Source organism: Arthrobacter sp. G.S.26 (assembly GCF_050847375.1).
Classification (GTDB): domain Bacteria; phylum Actinomycetota; class Actinomycetes; order Actinomycetales; family Micrococcaceae; genus Arthrobacter.
Genome location: NZ_CP193752.1, coordinates 3,005,017 through 3,020,900, shown reverse-complemented (window position 1 = coordinate 3,020,900; position 15,884 = coordinate 3,005,017). Strand labels below are relative to the sequence as shown.

General features: G+C 64.3%; 17 protein-coding genes. 16 read left to right on the top strand and 1 reads right to left on the bottom strand.

The window, feature by feature from the left end; genetic code table 11:
- The 5 genes from rpsG (at nt 1) to ACRB8A_RS13815 (ending at nt 8,509) form a co-directional block, all read left to right on the top strand.
- The gene (gene rpsG, locus ACRB8A_RS13835; RefSeq protein ID WP_026531948.1) at nt 1-471 is read left to right on the top strand and encodes a 30S ribosomal protein S7; all 471 of its coding nucleotides are present in this window, start codon (nt 1-3) and stop codon (nt 469-471) included.
- Nucleotides 472-540: 69 nt separating this feature from the next.
- Complete coding sequence (gene fusA, locus ACRB8A_RS13830; RefSeq protein ID WP_050684399.1) at nt 541-2,655, top strand: elongation factor G; 2,115 nt, start codon at nt 541-543, stop codon at nt 2,653-2,655.
- A gap of 247 nt (nt 2,656-2,902) precedes the next feature.
- Nucleotides 2,903-4,093 carry an elongation factor Tu gene (gene tuf / locus ACRB8A_RS13825; protein WP_050684398.1) on the top strand — a complete coding sequence of 397 codons (1,191 nt, stop codon included), beginning with the start codon at nt 2,903-2,905 and terminating at the stop codon, nt 4,091-4,093.
- Nucleotides 4,094-4,241: 148 nt separating this feature from the next.
- Entirely contained in the window at nt 4,242-8,354 is a 4,113-nt protein-coding gene (locus tag ACRB8A_RS13820; protein WP_432244879.1) for a hypothetical protein, read from the top strand.
- Between the two features lie 29 nt (nt 8,355-8,383).
- Nucleotides 8,384-8,509 carry a hypothetical protein gene (locus ACRB8A_RS13815; RefSeq protein ID WP_268760258.1) on the top strand — a complete coding sequence of 42 codons (126 nt, stop codon included), beginning with the start codon at nt 8,384-8,386 and terminating at the stop codon, nt 8,507-8,509.
- Between the two features lie 21 nt (nt 8,510-8,530).
- On the opposite strand, the gene ACRB8A_RS13810 is transcribed toward ACRB8A_RS13815, so the two are convergent.
- Complete coding sequence (locus ACRB8A_RS13810) at nt 8,531-9,955, bottom strand: GH1 family beta-glucosidase (protein WP_050684397.1); 1,425 nt, start codon at nt 9,953-9,955, stop codon at nt 8,531-8,533.
- A gap of 397 nt (nt 9,956-10,352) precedes the next feature.
- Between ACRB8A_RS13810 and rpsJ the strand changes: the two genes are divergently transcribed.
- Genes rpsJ through rpsQ form a run of 11 tightly spaced genes read left to right on the top strand, consistent with a single transcriptional unit; the run spans nt 10,353 to nt 15,708 of the window.
- The gene (gene rpsJ, locus ACRB8A_RS13805; protein WP_003803825.1) at nt 10,353-10,661 is read left to right on the top strand and encodes a 30S ribosomal protein S10; all 309 of its coding nucleotides are present in this window, start codon (nt 10,353-10,355) and stop codon (nt 10,659-10,661) included.
- Nucleotides 10,662-10,678: 17 nt separating this feature from the next.
- Entirely contained in the window at nt 10,679-11,329 is a 651-nt protein-coding gene (gene rplC / locus ACRB8A_RS13800) for a 50S ribosomal protein L3 (protein WP_050684396.1), read from the top strand.
- 4 nt (nt 11,330-11,333) lie between these two features.
- The gene (rplD, locus tag ACRB8A_RS13795; RefSeq protein ID WP_285240649.1) at nt 11,334-11,957 is read left to right on the top strand and encodes a 50S ribosomal protein L4; all 624 of its coding nucleotides are present in this window, start codon (nt 11,334-11,336) and stop codon (nt 11,955-11,957) included.
- Nucleotides 11,954-12,259, top strand: coding sequence for a 50S ribosomal protein L23 (gene rplW / locus ACRB8A_RS13790; protein WP_018773664.1), 306 nt, complete (start codon nt 11,954-11,956; stop codon nt 12,257-12,259). The genes rplD and rplW overlap by 4 nt, the downstream gene beginning before the upstream one ends.
- 29 nt (nt 12,260-12,288) lie before the next feature.
- The gene (gene rplB, locus ACRB8A_RS13785) at nt 12,289-13,128 is read left to right on the top strand and encodes a 50S ribosomal protein L2 (RefSeq protein ID WP_050684394.1); all 840 of its coding nucleotides are present in this window, start codon (nt 12,289-12,291) and stop codon (nt 13,126-13,128) included.
- Nucleotides 13,129-13,140: 12 nt separating this feature from the next.
- On the top strand, nt 13,141-13,422 hold the full coding sequence (gene rpsS, locus ACRB8A_RS13780) for a 30S ribosomal protein S19 (RefSeq protein ID WP_003803803.1): 282 nt from the start codon (nt 13,141-13,143) through the stop codon (nt 13,420-13,422).
- 38 nt (nt 13,423-13,460) lie between these two features.
- Nucleotides 13,461-13,826 carry a 50S ribosomal protein L22 gene (gene rplV, locus ACRB8A_RS13775; RefSeq protein ID WP_009358304.1) on the top strand — a complete coding sequence of 122 codons (366 nt, stop codon included), beginning with the start codon at nt 13,461-13,463 and terminating at the stop codon, nt 13,824-13,826.
- Nucleotides 13,827-14,657 (top strand): 30S ribosomal protein S3, encoded by an 831-nt coding sequence (gene rpsC, locus ACRB8A_RS13770; protein WP_050684393.1) that lies wholly within the window; start codon nt 13,827-13,829, stop codon nt 14,655-14,657.
- The gene (gene rplP / locus ACRB8A_RS13765; protein ID WP_013601829.1) at nt 14,658-15,074 is read left to right on the top strand and encodes a 50S ribosomal protein L16; all 417 of its coding nucleotides are present in this window, start codon (nt 14,658-14,660) and stop codon (nt 15,072-15,074) included. It begins immediately after the preceding gene.
- Between the two features lie 2 nt (nt 15,075-15,076).
- Complete coding sequence (rpmC, locus tag ACRB8A_RS13760) at nt 15,077-15,406, top strand: 50S ribosomal protein L29 (protein WP_050684392.1); 330 nt, start codon at nt 15,077-15,079, stop codon at nt 15,404-15,406.
- Nucleotides 15,403-15,708, top strand: coding sequence for a 30S ribosomal protein S17 (gene rpsQ / locus ACRB8A_RS13755; protein ID WP_050684391.1), 306 nt, complete (start codon nt 15,403-15,405; stop codon nt 15,706-15,708). Before rpmC ends, rpsQ begins: the two co-directional genes overlap by 4 nt.
- Nucleotides 15,709-15,884 lie beyond the last annotated feature (176 nt).

Genomic DNA, 15,884 nt, shown 5'->3' with positions numbered 1-15,884 from the left:
ATGCCTCGCAAGGGTCCGGCCCCCAAGCGGCCGCTCGTACTAGATCCCGTTTACGGCTCCCCGCTGGTTACCCAGCTCATCAACAAGGTGCTCGTTGACGGCAAGAAGTCCACGGCAGAGCGCATCGTCTACGGTGCACTCGAAGGCGCACGCGCCAAGTCCGGTGGCGACCCCGTAGCAGCCCTCAAGAAGGCCATGGACAACGTCAAGCCTTCACTCGAGGTCCGCTCACGCCGCGTCGGTGGCGCAACGTACCAGGTTCCGGTTGAGGTCAAGCCGGGCCGCTCCACCGCACTCGCCCTGCGTTGGCTGGTTGGCTACTCCAAGGCCCGCCGCGAAAAGACGATGACCGAGCGCCTCCAGAACGAAATCCTGGATGCCTCGAACGGTCTCGGTGCCGCTGTGAAGCGCCGCGAAGATACCCACAAGATGGCCGAGTCCAACAAGGCCTTCGCCCACTACCGCTGGTAATACTTCCCGATCGCCGCCGGCTCAACCGAGCCGGCGGCGAACGTGCAGTCCATCCGAAAGGGAGACACCGTGGCACAGGACGTGCTTACCGACCTTAGTAAGGTCCGCAACATCGGCATCATGGCCCACATTGATGCCGGCAAGACCACCACCACCGAGCGCATCCTGTTTTACACGGGTGTGAACCACAAGATCGGCGAAACGCACGACGGCGCTTCGACGACTGACTGGATGGAACAGGAAAAGGAACGCGGCATCACCATCACGTCTGCCGCCGTGACCTGCTTCTGGGAAAACAACCAGATCAACATCATCGACACCCCCGGCCACGTTGACTTCACCGTTGAGGTTGAGCGCTCCCTGCGCGTCCTCGACGGCGCCGTTGCCGTCTTCGATGGCAAGGAAGGCGTGGAGCCGCAGTCCGAGACTGTTTGGCGCCAGGCCGACAAGTACAACGTCCCGCGTATCTGCTTCGTCAACAAGATGGACAAGCTGGGCGCTGACTTCTACTTCACCGTGGACACGATTGTTAACCGCCTCGGCGCCAAGCCGCTGGTTATGCAGCTGCCCATCGGTGCGGAGAACGACTTCATCGGCGTTGTTGACCTGCTCTACATGCGTGCCCTCGTATGGCCCGGCGACTCCAAGGGTGACGTCACCATGGGTGCCAAGTACGAGATCCAGGAGATCCCGGCTGACCTCCAGGCGAAGGCTGAAGAGTACCGCGCAGCACTCGTTGAAGCTGTTGCCGAGTCCTCCGAAGAACTCATGGAGAAGTACCTCGAAGGCGAAGAGATCTCGATTGACGAGCTCAAGGCCGGCATCCGCAAGATGACCATCAACTCCGAGCTGTACCCCGTGTTCTGTGGCTCCGCCTTCAAGAACCGTGGCGTCCAGCCGATGCTCGATGCTGTCATCGACTACCTGCCGAACCCGCTCGACGTCCCGCCGATGATCGGTCACGATCCCCGCGACGAAGAGAAGGAACTGACCCGCAAGCCGTCTTCCGAAGAGCCGTTCTCGGCCCTGGCGTTCAAGATTGCCGCGCACCCGTTCTTCGGCCAGCTCACCTTCGTCCGCGTGTACTCCGGTCACGTGGAAGCAGGCGCCCAGGTGGTCAACTCCACCAAGGGCAAGAAGGAGCGCATCGGCAAGCTGTTCCAGATGCACGCCAACAAGGAAATGCCCGTTGATGGCGCTACCGCCGGCCACATCTACGCAGCGATCGGCTTGAAGGACACCACCACGGGTGACACCCTGTGTGATTCCGCCAACCAGATCGTCCTCGAGTCCATGAGCTTCCCGGAGCCCGTGATCTCGGTTGCCATCGAGCCCAACACCAAGGGTGACCAGGAGAAGCTCTCCACGGCCATCCAGAAGCTCTCCGCCGAGGACCCCACCTTCCAGGTGTCCCTCAACGAAGACACGGGCCAGACCATCATCGCCGGCATGGGCGAGCTCCACCTGGACATCCTGGTGGACCGCATGCGCCGCGAATTCAAGGTCGAGGCAAACGTTGGCAAGCCGCAGGTTGCCTACCGCGAAACCATCAAGAATGTTGTTGCGCGTCACGACTACACGCACAAGAAGCAGACCGGTGGTTCGGGCCAGTTCGCAAAGATCCAGATCGCCATCGGGCCCCTGGATACTTCCGAAGGCGAGCTGTACGAGTTCGAGAACAAGGTGACCGGTGGACGTATTCCTCGCGAATACATTCCGTCCGTCGACGCCGGCATCCAGGATGCGCTGAACGACGGCGTCCTGGCCGGTTACCCGGTTGTTGGCATCAAGGCAACGCTGATTGACGGCGCTTACCACGATGTTGACTCCTCGGAAATGGCGTTCAAGATCGCCGGCCGGATGGCTTTCAAGGAAGCCGCCCGCAAGGCGAACCCTGTCCTGCTCGAACCGCTGATGGATGTCGAGGTCCGCACCCCTGAGGAATACATGGGTGAAGTTATCGGTGACCTCAACTCCCGCCGTGGCCAGATGCAGTCCATGGAAGATGCACAGGGTGTCAAGGTCATCCGTGCGCACGTCCCGCTGTCCGGCATGTTCGGCTACATCGGTGACCTGCGTTCAAAGACCCAGGGCCGCGCTGTGTACTCCATGACGTTCCACAGCTACGCCGAGGTCCCGAAGGCATTCGCCGACGAGATCATCCAGAAGAACCGCGGCGAATAGTCCTCCGGGACAAGACGCAGCAAACAAACTCGGATGTGCTTCCGCCAGCGGAAAGTACAGCCGGTGCAGGTGGCCGGAAGGTCCCGGCCGCTCCGGCCATCTGCACGAACAGGCTCTAGGGACTAGTATTAGTTCCTGAATCTGCAATTTCACCAATCCAAAGCCCCCCAAGTAGACTTACCTGAGTTTCTGCCGCGATCAGCGCGGTTGAAGGGTAAGTCATTTGAAAACGTTCTAGGAGGAACCTGTGGCAAAGGCAAAGTTCGAGCGGACTAAGCCGCACGTTAACATCGGCACCATTGGTCACGTTGACCACGGTAAGACGACGTTGACGGCCGCCATTTCCAAGGTGCTGTACGACAAGTACCCGACTCTCAACGAGCAGCGCGACTTCGCGTCGATTGACTCTGCTCCCGAAGAGCGTCAGCGCGGCATTACCATCAACATCTCCCACGTTGAATACCAGACCGAGAAGCGCCACTACGCACACGTAGACGCTCCGGGTCACGCTGACTACATCAAGAACATGATCACCGGTGCTGCACAGATGGACGGTGCAATCCTCGTGGTTGCCGCCACTGACGGCCCGATGGCTCAGACCCGCGAGCACGTCCTGCTCGCCCGCCAGGTTGGCGTTCCCTACCTGCTGGTTGCTCTGAACAAGTCGGACATGGTTGACGACGAAGAACTGCTGGACCTCGTTGAAATGGAAGTTCGTGAGCTGCTTTCCGCTCAGGGCTTCGATGGCGACGACGCTCCCGTTGTTCGCGTTTCCGGCCTGAAGGCACTCGAAGGCGACCCCGTTTGGGTCAAGTCCGTCGAGGACCTCATGGAAGCCGTTGACGAGTCCGTTCCGGACCCCGTACGTGACCGTGACAAGCCGTTCCTCATGCCTATCGAGGACGTCTTCACCATCACCGGCCGTGGCACCGTTGTTACGGGCCGCGCCGAGCGTGGCACCCTCGCCATCAACTCCGAGGTCGAGATCGTCGGCATCCGTCCGGTCCAGAAGACCACGGTTACCGGTATCGAGATGTTCCACAAGCAGCTCGACGAAGCATGGGCCGGCGAGAACTGTGGCCTCCTGCTCCGCGGTCTGAAGCGCGACGATGTCGAGCGTGGCCAGGTTGTCGTCAAGCCGGGTTCCATCACCCCGCACACCGACTTCGAAGCCAACGTCTACATCCTCTCCAAGGACGAAGGCGGGCGTCACAACCCGTTCTACTCCAACTACCGCCCGCAGTTCTACTTCCGCACCACGGACGTAACCGGCGTTATCACCCTGCCCGAGGGCACGGAAATGGTTATGCCCGGCGATAACACTGAGATGACCGTTGCGCTCATCCAGCCCATCGCCATGGAAGAGGGCCTCGGCTTCGCTATCCGCGAAGGCGGCCGCACCGTTGGTTCAGGACGCGTTACCAAGATCAACAAGTAGTCTTTGCTGATTACTGGCCGGAAGGGCTTATGGCCCGGATGACCGCTGGGAAACCCCGCTGCTGTGCAGCGGGGTTTTCCTTTGCTACTATTTATCCAGTCATTGGATAAATAGTGGCGCCACAACGCTGCCCGGAAAGGCCATGGACATGACGGACGAATCCTACGAGGCCGGATACCGGGCCGGACACCTGCAGGGCTGGCTCGATGCCATGGCCAGGGTGGCCGCGGAACCACCGGCGCCAGCATCGTCAACAGCCCGGCCGACGCCGGTGGCCCCGCGTGCTGAGCCACTGGGACCGCCTGCCGTCCCTACTCCGCCGCTGGCACCTGTGCAGGAAGTGTTTGGGGCGGCGCAGAAACCGTGGGCGCCCACCCGGCAGCCCCTGCTGCAACCGGCACTGTTGCAGCCGGCCCGGCAGCAGCTGGCCGAACCCGCCCACGCCACACCCGCGCAGCCGCTTGCCGTTCCGCCGTCGGTCCCTATGCATGGAACTGCCGTGCCCGTAGAAACCGAAGCCAAGCGCCAGGCGCGGCGGGCCCGCCGCGACCGGCAGAACATCAACATCACGCTTTACGTGGCCAGCCTGCTCCTGGTGGCTGCGGCTGCCCTCTTTATTGGTACCGGCCTGCCGCCCATGCTCCGGTTCGCCGGAGTCTGCGCCGTGGCCGCAGCCTTCTACGTCGCGGGATTTGTCCTGCATGCCAAAGTGGCACGGCTCAAACCTGCGGCGGTCGCCTTTACCGGCACGGGGCTGGCGCTGGTGCCGGTGACCGGGCTGGCGATGTACAACTTCGCCTGGAGCGACGGCCCGGCGGCCTGGCTCGTCACCTCCCTGGTGGGAACGGCCGCCTACGTTGCGGCGTCGGTGCGGCTGGAGAGCAGGGTTCTGGCCTACCTTTCGCTGACGTTCCTGATCTCGACGGCCTGGTCCGGCACCGCTGTGCTCGGCGCAGCCCTGGTCTGGTACTTCGTGGTCCTCATCGCGGTGTCCATTGGCTTTACCGTGCTCTCCCTGGGCAGGCCCGGCTGGCTCCCGCCGCTGTATGTGCAGCCCCTGGCCGTCCTGCATCCGGTGCTGGTTCCGGCCGTGGCACTGGTTGTCACCTGCATCCCGGGCCTGATCTCCGCGTCCGAATACGCGTGGGTCATCGGACTGTGCGGCGTGTACTTCGCCGGCATTGCAGCCGTCCGCAGCAGCACGCAACGGGTCCTGCACTACTTCGCCGCTCGGGCAGCCCTGACAGCGGGGTTGTCCGTGGGCGTCGCGGTGCTGACCGGGCACGGCCGTGACGGTCTGCTGGCGGCGGTTGTCCTTCTGGCGGCCCAGTCCATCGCGGTGGCGTACGGCATGCCGGTCCTCGCGAAGTGGTTCCCCTCCGCCCCTGTGACGGACGAAGACCGACAGGCCCAGCCACAGATCCAGGCCCAACCGCAGGTTCCGCCCCGGGTCCGGGGCAGGTGGCGCTTTGATGCACTGGGAACCTTTGCCGTCCAGGCACTGGCCACAGGCATCTTTGCCGCGGCCGTGGAGTTTTCCCGGCAGGGCCAGGGCGGCGTCCCGCTTTGGGTCCCGGTGCTTATCCTCCTCGCCACCAGCATGGTACTCGCCGCCAGGCTGGGCGGCAGGGCCGAATATGCCCCCTATGCCGCCCTGCTGCTGGCAGGACTGGCCGCGCCCGTTATGGGGGCGTGGCCGCTGGCCTTGATGCTGCTCCTGGCCGGCGCCGGCTGGCTGGCCAGGATGCGCCCGGGAATCGCGACGCCGGCAACTGTCCCGTTGCTGCTGTTCAACGCCAGGTTGGCACTCACCGCCGCCGCACCCGCTGTTGCAGCCGCCGTCACGGATGGCAGCGCGCAACGGCCTGCCATCCTGGCGGCACTCCTCGTTGCCGTGGTCCTCCAGCAGCTGCTGTCGATATGGGTGATGGTCCGGAGCCGGCCCGCGCTGGCCCCGGAGGCAACGTTGATGGGCTTTGTACTCGCCGGACTTGCCTGCAGTGTTGTGCTGGCCTGGACGGAGCCGGCGCCGCTGGCCACCGCGGGCCTGTTCCTGCAGCTGGCGGCAGCGCTGGCCGTGGGCCTGGTCCTGCTGCCGCGGAACCCATCGGCCGGCCGGTGGAGCGCAAGCGTGGGGGAGGTGCTGCCCCCGGCGGCAGCCGCCGTGCTGGTTCTGACCGCCTTCAGTGAACTCCCCGACGCCGTGGCCAACGCTGCGTTGCTCCTGCTGACCGCCTACTTCCTGGTCGCCGCACGCCGGCTGCCGGGACGTGGGCACCGCTGGACCTATTGGTGGCTGGCGCGTGCCGCCGGTACCGTCCTGGTCCTGACGGGCCTGGCCCAGTATGCGCCCGGCGCGGTCCAGCCGGCCGTTGTCCTGGTCCTCGTCCTGGCGGCGCAGCTGGTGTTCCCGCTGGGTGCCGCCATCCTCGGCCGGGCGCCCCGTGGCGTCCTTGCAGACACTGGAGCGGTGGTGTTCCTGCAGTTGGCAGCCAGTGCCATGCTGGCGCCGGCGCTGTCCACTGGAACCTGGCACAACACGGCGGTCCTTGCCGCCGCTGCGCTGTCTGCTGCCGCCGCCGGGTACGTGCTCCGCGAGCGCCGGGCCGCCGTCGTTATTGCCCCTGCCGCGGTTGTGGCCCTTGCCGTGCTTTCCGCCGGGAATCCCGCCTACGCGGAAATCCTCCTCGCCGTCTTTGGCGTGTTCGCTGCGGCCATGGTGGTGGCAGCGCCCCAGCCTGTCCGCAAGGGCTGGTACTTTGTTGCCGCCAGGGTGTCCGCTGCGGCGCTGGCCGTGGTGTTCAGTTACGACGCCGGCGCCTCGCCCACCGCAGTCTCCCTCACGTTCGCGGGGGTCCTGGCAGCCCAGCACGGGGTGCGCTGGGCGATGCGGCACCGCCTGGCGGCCGTTCCGTTCCAGCAGGCCGCGGTGTGGATCACCCTGGCCGGGCAGGCCATCCTGCCCGTGGTTTTCGCGCTGCGGAACGTTTCCGGTCCCGGGGCGGCCGACGCCGGACGGTGGGTTGTGCTCCTGGAACTGGCACTGCTGCTGGTTTCCGCGGTGGTGGCCAGCCGGCTGTTCGCGGCCCGCGGCGCACTCTACTTCGGGATCTTCGCGCTGCTGGTCCTGGCCCTTTCGCTGGGACCGGTTGTCCGCCTGACGCCGCCGCTCCTGACGTATACGGGCACGCTGCTGGTCCTGATGGGCCTGGCGGTTGCGGCGTGCGCCGCAGGGGTGTGGCGGCGCGGGCGCCCGCAGGAGTCCGCGGCCGATCGCTGGCTTTGGGTTGCAGCTGCCGGCGCCTTCGCGGTGACAGCCCTGTCCGTGTCGCCCCTGGCCATGGACTGGGCGCCCGGCGCCGCTGTGCTGGTGGTCGCGGCAACCTGTTTCACTGTCTCCCACGTGGAGCGGATCCCAGTCCTGTATCCGGTGGCTGCGGCAGCGGTGCTGGCCGGAGCCGGCCTGCTGTCGCTGGCCGTTTTCCCGCCCCCGGTTGGCGTGTGGGGAAGCTACTGGCCGTGGCTTGCCGGAACGGGCCTGGCCGCTGTGGGCCTTTACGGGGCCCGCTGGCTCCCGGGTGTGCTTTCGGCGCTGGACCCGGTCCGCCGTTGGTCCCTCGTGGGCGGCGCCCTGGTGGGCCTCGCCGGCGTTGCGGCCCAGGGGCTGCGTGCCGACGCGACATCCTGGACCGGCGCAGCTGTCCTGGCGGCAGGCGTCGGCATCACTGTGGTGGAGGTGCCGGCCAGATGGCGGCGGGCCACGGCGGAGCTGGGCGCGGTGGCAGTGCTGGCAGGCATCCAGCGGGCCTCGATCTTCAGCCTTGACACCCGCAGCTTCGCCGGGCTGCCCGACCTTTTCTGGGTGGTGCAGTGGTACGTGCTGTTGGGCGCCGCGGTGGCGGTGCTGCGGTACCTGGCGGGGCAGGCCGCCGTGGGCCGGACTGTTTTGTCAGTGGCGGCCGGGCTGCTGACATTGAGCGGGCTGGGCATAGTCTTCGGCGGCAACGGCGGCCAGCAGCTTTGGGTGCTGGTGCTCCTGGCAGGGCTGCTGCTGGCCGGGCTGGCTTTTGGTGAACGGCTGTTCGTGTGGTGGGGTGCCGCCGGGGTTGCCGCGTGCGTCCTGTGGGCCATGCGCCAGTACACGTTCGCGCTGCTGGCGCTGATCGCCGTCGGACTCATTGCCTTCGCTGTATGGCGCCTGAACCGCAGCACCGGCGCCGGGCCTGAAGCAGGGGACGGAGCTTCGGGCAACGCCCCCTGATACTGTTGCAGCATCGAAGGGAGTTCATCATGGGATGGCTTATTTTCCTCATTGTCGCCGTTGCCGTAGTGGCAGGCGTGTTTTGGGCCAAAAAGCATTTCCGCCAGGAAATCGACCGGGCAAAGCGGATCAACCGGGCCAACAAAAACCAGTAACTGCCCCGCTGGAAGGCCGATTCAGGCCTGCCGGGCCCGCGCCAGGGCCTGGTACCAGTAGAACGACTGTTTGGGCGTCCGTTCCTGGGTGTCGAAGTCCACGTGGACCAGGCCGAAACGCTGCGAATAACCGGCAGCCCATTCGAAGTTGTCCATCAGCGTCCAGACGTAGTAGCCGCGGAGGTCCACACCCTCCGCGGATCCGCCCGGGGCCACGGCCGCCAGCGCCGCGCCCAGGTGATCGGCCAGATAGCGGACCCGCTCGGTATCCTGCAGTGTGCCGGTCACGTTGGCGGGCTCCGGGAAGCTGGCACCGCCCTCCGTGATGAACACCGGGGGGAGCGAGGCGCCGTAGCGGTCACGGAAGTCCCGCAGCAGGATGCCCAGGTGCTGTGGCGCCACCGGCCAGCCAAAGCCGGTGCTCTTGTATTCGGGGTAGCCCACATCGTGGAAGGGCATCCTGGCCACCGCTTCCGGCAGGTCCGGCGGCCCGGCGGGCCCCCGCCCCAGGGCCACCCTGACCGGGAAATAGTAGTTCAGGCCGTAGAAGTCCAAGGGCTGATGGATGGTGCGCAGGTCGGCGTCGGAGACCCTGCCGAGGGACCGCAGCCACGGCCTGGCGTAGAACGGCAGGCGGGGATAGCGGCCCAACAGCACCGGGTCGGCGTACATCCTGTTCATCAGCAGGTCATACATGTGGGCCACCAACCGGTCGCCGGGCTTGCCGCTGGCGGGCCGCACGGGAGCGTGGAGGTTGGTGATCCCTACACCACCTGCGACGCCGGCGGCGCGGAGGGCCTGCACCCCCAGCCCGTGGGCCAGGAGCTGATGGTGGATGGCGGGCAGCGCATCAAAGAGGAGTGCCCGGCCCGGAGCATGGACGCCCAGGGCGTATCCGTTAAGCGTCACTGACAACGGTTCGTTCAGGGTGACCCATTGCGCCACGCGGTCGCCGAACCGGGCGGCGGCCGCCGCGGCATAATCGGCGAAACGGCCGGCGGTGTCTCGGTTGAGCCAGCCGCCGCTGTGCTCAAGCGGCAGGGGAGTGTCCCAGTGGTAGAGGGTGGCCATGGGCGAGATACCTGCCGCGAGGAGGCTGTCGATCAGGCGGTCGTAGAAATCCAGGCCTTCAGCGTTGAAGCCGCCGCGGCCATCAGGCTGGATCCGGGGCCAGGACAGCGAAAACCGGTACGAGTCCACGCCGAGGTCCTGGAGCAGGGCAACGTCCTGGGGAAGGCGGTTGTAGTGGTCGCAGGCCACTGCCGGGGAATCGCCCGCAACGATGGCGCCGGGCTTCTCCGCGAACGCATCCCAGCCGGACGGGCCACGGCCGTCAGCACTCAGGGAGCCCTCGATCTGGAACGCCGCCGCCGCCACTCCCAACGTGAACGACGGCGGGATGCGGCCTGCGAGCTCCGTCGCCGATTCCGTGCTTTCGAGCGTCATGGACCAATCATCCACACGGACCCAGTGCAGGGCAATGGGCCGCGCAGGGGGCCGGTAAGGCCCGATTCGCATCTGGCGCCCGTTTCCGGCATACTAGATGAGTTGTTCAAGCGCTTCTTCGTGTCCCGATCCGGATAATGCCGGGTGCCAGGGTCCAGGTGGAAGCCCAAACATAACCCACCCCCATGGAATTGCGGATTTGTATGCGTCCAAAGCGCGACACGCCCGACCGCGGGGGTCGGTTACGCCGGCAAGGTGAGGAACCCGGATTCGTCCGGATTCAGTTTGTGCGGCGGGTGGTGGTTACGACTTTGAATGCTTCGGCAGCCACACAACGGGTAAGTGAACAGAGCAGCCCCAATCAGGGGAAGCACAGACTGAAAGAGAGTCAGGCGACATGGCGGGACAAAAAATCCGCATCCGGCTGAAGTCATACGACCACGAGGTCATTGACGTTTCAGCACGGAAGATCGTTGAGACGGTCACGCGCGCAGGCGCAACGGTTGTTGGCCCCGTGCCGCTTCCGACGGAGAAGAACGTGTACTGCGTTATCCGCTCTCCGCACAAGTACAAAGACAGCCGCGAGCACTTTGAAATGCGCACGCACAAGCGTCTTATCGACATCATCGATCCCACGCCCAAGGCTGTCGACTCGCTTATGCGCCTCGACCTGCCGGCCGACGTGAACATCGAAATCAAGCTGTAGGGAGGTGCTGAGAGACTATGACCGCAACCCGTAACGTAAAGGGCCTGCTGGGCACGAAGCTCGGCATGACCCAGGTCTGGGACGAGAACAACAAGCTCATCCCCGTCACTGTGGTCCAGGCAGACTCAAACGTCATCACCCAGCTGCGCAACGCAGAAGTTGATGGCTACGTCGCCGTTCAGATCGGCTACGGCCAGATCGATCCCCGCAAGGTCACCAAGCCGCTGGCTGGTCACTTTGAAAAGGCAGGCGTCACGCCTCGCCGCCACGTCGTCGAACTCCGTACCGCAGATGCTGCTGAGTACGCGCTTGGCCAGGAGCTCTCAGTAGAGGTCTTCGAAGCCGGACAGAAGATCGACGTCATCGGCACCACCAAGGGTAAGGGCTTCGCCGGTGTTATGAAGCGTCACGGCTTCCACGGCGTTGGAGCTTCCCACGGTGCCCACAAGAACCACCGTAAGCCCGGTTCAATCGGTGGCGCATCCACCCCGAGCCGCGTCTTCAAGGGCATGAAAATGGCCGGCCGCATGGGCGCCGTGCGTCACACCACTCTGAACCTCACGGTTCACGGTGTTGACGCCGAGAAGTCGCTGCTCCTGATCAAGGGCGCCGTTCCCGGCGCCCGCGGCCAGGTCGTCTTCGTACGCACCGCCGTGAAGGGAGCCTAGTTCAATGGCTAACACTGTCCAGGTTGACCTGCCTGCAGAGATCTTCGACGTACAGACCAACGTGCCGCTGCTGCACCAGGTCGTCGTCGCACAGCTCGCTGCTGCTCGCCAGGGTACCCACAAGACCAAGACCCGCGCTGAAGTTTCCGGTGCAGGACGCAAGCCGTTCAAGCAGAAGGGCACCGGCCGCGCCCGTCAGGGTTCAATCCGTGCTCCGCACATGACCGGCGGTGGCGTTGTCCACGGTCCCACACCGCGTGACTACAGCCAGCGCACCCCCAAGAAGATGATTGCTGCTGCACTGCGCGGCGCACTCTCCGACCGGGCACGCAACAGCCGTATCCACGTTGTCGCTGAACTGGTTGAAGGCACCAAGCCTTCCGCCAAGTCCGCTTTGGCAGCACTGCGCGGCGTTTCCGAGCGCAAAAACCTGCTGGTTGTCATCGAGCGCGCCAACGACGTTGCTGCACTTTCCGTGCGCAACCTCGAAGGTGTTCACGTTCTGTACGCAGACCAGCTGAACACCTACGACGTTCTCGTCTCCGATGACGTTGTCTTCACCAAGGCTGCTTACGACGCATTCGTTGCCGGCAAGGCAGTGGCAAAGAACGAGGAGGATGCCAAGTGAGTGCAGCCACCATCAAGGATCCCCGCGACGTAGTGCTTGCACCCGTCGTGTCGGAAAAGAGCTACGGCCTGATCGATGAGGGAAAGTACACCTTCCTGGTGGACCCCCGCTCGAACAAGACCGAGATCAAGCTGGCCGTGGAGAAAATCTTCTCCGTCAAGGTCGAATCGATCAACACCATCAACCGTGCCGGTAAGCGCAAGCGCACCAAATTCGGATGGGGTACCCGCAAGAACACCAAGCGTGCAATTGTGAGCCTCAAAGAAGGCACTATCGACATCTTCGGCGGTCCGCTTTCGTAGCGGAGACCACTTTAACGAGGAAATAAATTATGGGAATCCGTAAATACAAGCCGACTACTCCGGGCCGTCGTGGCTCGAGCGTAGCGGACTTCACCGAAATCACGCGGTCAACGCCGGAAAAGTCGTTGGTACGTCCCCTCCCGAAAAAGGGCGGCCGTAACAACACCGGTAAGATCACCACCCGTCACAAGGGTGGTGGCCACAAGCGCCAGTACCGTCTGATCGACTTCCGTCGCCACGACAAGGACGGCGTCAACGCCCGCGTTGCCGAAATCGAGTACGATCCGAACCGCACGGCTCGCATCGCCCTCCTGCACTACGTTGATGGCACCAAGCGTTACATCATCGCCCCCAACAAGCTCTCCCAGGGTGACGTTGTTGAGGCAGGTGCCGGTGCTGACATCAAGCCCGGTAACAACCTGCCCCTCCTCAACATCCCGGTGGGTACCGTAATCCACGCAGTTGAACTGCGTCCGGGTGGCGGCGCCAAGATGGGCCGCTCCGCCGGCGCATCGATCCAGCTTGTTGCAAAGGAAGGCCGTTTCGCCCAGCTGCGTCTGCCTTCCGGCGAAATCCGCAACGTTGACGTGCGCTGCCGCGCAACCGTCGGCGAGGTCGGCAACGCCGAGCAGTCGAACATCAACTGGGGCAAGGCCGGCCGCATGCGCTGGAAGGGCGTCCGCCCGACCGTCCGTGGTGTCGCCATGAACCCGGTTGACCACCCGCACGGTGGTGGCGAGGGCAAGACGTCCGGTGGACGTAACCCCGTCAACCCGAACGGTAAGCGTGAAGGCCGCACCCGCCGCCCCAACAAAGAGAGCGACAAGCTTATTGTTCGTCGCCGTCGTACTGGCAAGAACAAGCGATAGGAGCCTGGACACATGCCACGCAGCCTGAAAAAAGGTCCTTTCGTTGACCAGCACCTCTTTGTGAAGGTAGCCAGGGAAAACGAAAAGGGCACCAAGAACGTCATCAAGACCTGGTCCCGCCGTTCGATGATCATCCCCGACATGCTCGGGCACACGATCGCCGTACACGACGGACGCAAGCACATCCCCGTGTTTGTCACTGAGTCGATGGTCGGGCACAAGCTCGGCGAATTCGCTCCCACGCGGACATTCCGCGGCCATGTCAAGGACGACCGTAAGGGCAAGCGCCGCTAGGCGCCTGCACTTACGTCAAAGACGAGAGAAGGAAAGCAATGGAAGCCAAGGCAATTGCGCGCCACATCCGCGTAACGCCTATGAAGGCCCGGCGCGTCGTCAACCTTGTTCGTGGTTTGCAAGCGAATGAGGCTCTGGCAATTCTGAAGTTTGCCCCCCAGGCAGCTTCGGAGCCGGTATTCAAGGTAGTACAGTCGGCAATCTCCAACGCCCGGGTCCTCGCGGACCGCGACGGCGTTGCGTTTGACGAAGGCGACCTCATCATCAGCGAGGCGTTTGTTGATGAAGGCCCGACCATGAAGCGGTTCCAGCCGCGTGCCCAGGGTCGTGCATTTCAGATCAAGAAGCGCACCAGCCACATCACCGTGGTTGTCGCTACCCCTGAGAAAGAGGAGGCTCGCTAAGTGGGACAGAAAGTAAACCCGCATGGGTTCCGACTCGGCATCACCACCGATCACGTATCGCACTGGTTCGCTGACAGCACCAAGGCCGGCCAGCGGTACAAGGACTTCGTTCGCGAAGACATCCGCATCCGCCAGCTGATGTCCACGGGCATGGAGCGCGCCGGTATCGCCAAGGTTGAGATCGAGCGCACCCGTGACCGTGTCCGCGTGGATATCCACACGGCACGTCCCGGCATCGTCATCGGCCGCCGTGGAGCAGAAGCAGACCGCATCCGCGGCGAGCTCGAGAAGCTCACCGGCAAGCAGGTACAGCTGAACATCCTCGAGGTCAAGAACCCCGAGATGGAAGCCCAGCTTGTTGCCCAGGGTGTTGCAGAGCAGCTGACCTCACGTGTGGCTTTCCGCCGCGCGATGAAGAAGGCCATGCAGTCCGCACAGCGTGCCGGTGCCAAGGGCATCCGGATCGCCTGCTCGGGCCGCCTGGGTGGCGCTGAAATGTCCCGCTCGGAGTTCTACCGCGAGGGCCGTGTGCCCCTGCACACCCTCCGCGCGAACATCGACTATGGCTTCTACGAAGCCAAGACCACCTTCGGCCGCATCGGCGTGAAGGTCTGGATCTACAAGGGCGACGTCACCGCCAAGGAACTGGCCCAGCAGGCCGCTTCCGCACCGTCCCGCGGCCGCTCCGGCGACCGTCCGGGCCGTCCCGGTGGCGCTGACCGTGGTGACCGCCGCCGTCGTAACGACCGTCCGGCCGCCGACGCAGCTCCTGCTGCAGAGGCACCGGCAGTTGAGGCTGCACCCGCTGCAGTAGAAGGAGGACAGGCTTAAATGCTTATCCCACGTCGAGTCAAGCACCGTAAGCAGCACCACCCGGGTCGTTCCGGCGCTGCTACGGGCGGCACCAAGGTCTCCTTCGGTGAGTACGGCATCCAGGCACTGAGCCCGGCATACGTCACCAACCGTCAGATCGAGTCTGCACGTATCGCGATGACCCGCCACATCAAGCGTGGCGGCAAGGTCTGGATCAACATCTACCCGGACCGTCCCCTCACCAAGAAGCCCGCCGAAACCCGCATGGGTTCCGGTAAGGGTTCACCGGAATGGTGGGTCGCAAACGTCAAGCCGGGCCGGGTTCTCTTTGAGATCTCCGGCGTCGAAGAATCGGTAGCACGCGAGGCCCTGCGCCTGGCAATCCACAAGCTCCCGTTGAAGGCACGCATTCTGCGTCGCGAAGGTGGTGAATAGAAATGTCAGTAGGATCCAAGGAACTGGCTCCCGCACAGCTGGACGGTTTCGACAACGAGCGTCTCGTCGAGGAACTCCGTAAGGCCAAGGAAGAGCTGTTCAACCTGCGTTTCCAGTCCGCCACCGGACAGCTCGAGAGCCACGGCCGCCTGCGCGCGGTAAAGAAGGACATCGCCCGCATCTACACCGTTCTCCGTGAGCGCGAGCTGGGCATCCGTGCCGAGGTTGCCGCACCGGTTGTGGAAGCCAAGGAAGAGAAGAAGTCCAAGAAGGCTGCAACCAAGAAGGCCGAGCCGGCTGAAACGGTTGAGACCGAGGAGGATGCCAAGTGAGTGAAAAGGACGAGAACGTGACCGAAACTGCTACTGCAGCCACGGCTGAGCAGCGCGGTCAGCGTAAGACGCGTCGCGGCTACGTGGTCTCTGACAAGATGGAAAAGACCATCGTTGTTCAGGTTGAAGACCGCGTGAAGCACGCTCTGTACGGCAAGGTCATCCGCCGTACCTCGAAGGTCAAGGCCCACGACGAAGAGAACACCGCCGGCATCGGCGACCTCGTAGTCATCGCCGAGACCCGCCCGCTGTCCGCCACGAAGAACTGGCGGCTCGTGGAGATCCTCGAGAAGGCCAAGTAGCTTCTGCTGCTTCGCTGGAAGCCCCCGCACCCTCCTGGTTGCGGGGGCTTTCCCGTTAACCCGCCGTACGCCCTGGCGGCCACGCACGAAGGGTGCGCCGGGCGACCTGGCCGGCTGCCGCCGTCGTCCATCCGTGTTGCCGGGGCAGCGCGGCAGGTGATATGGGGATCTGCGCG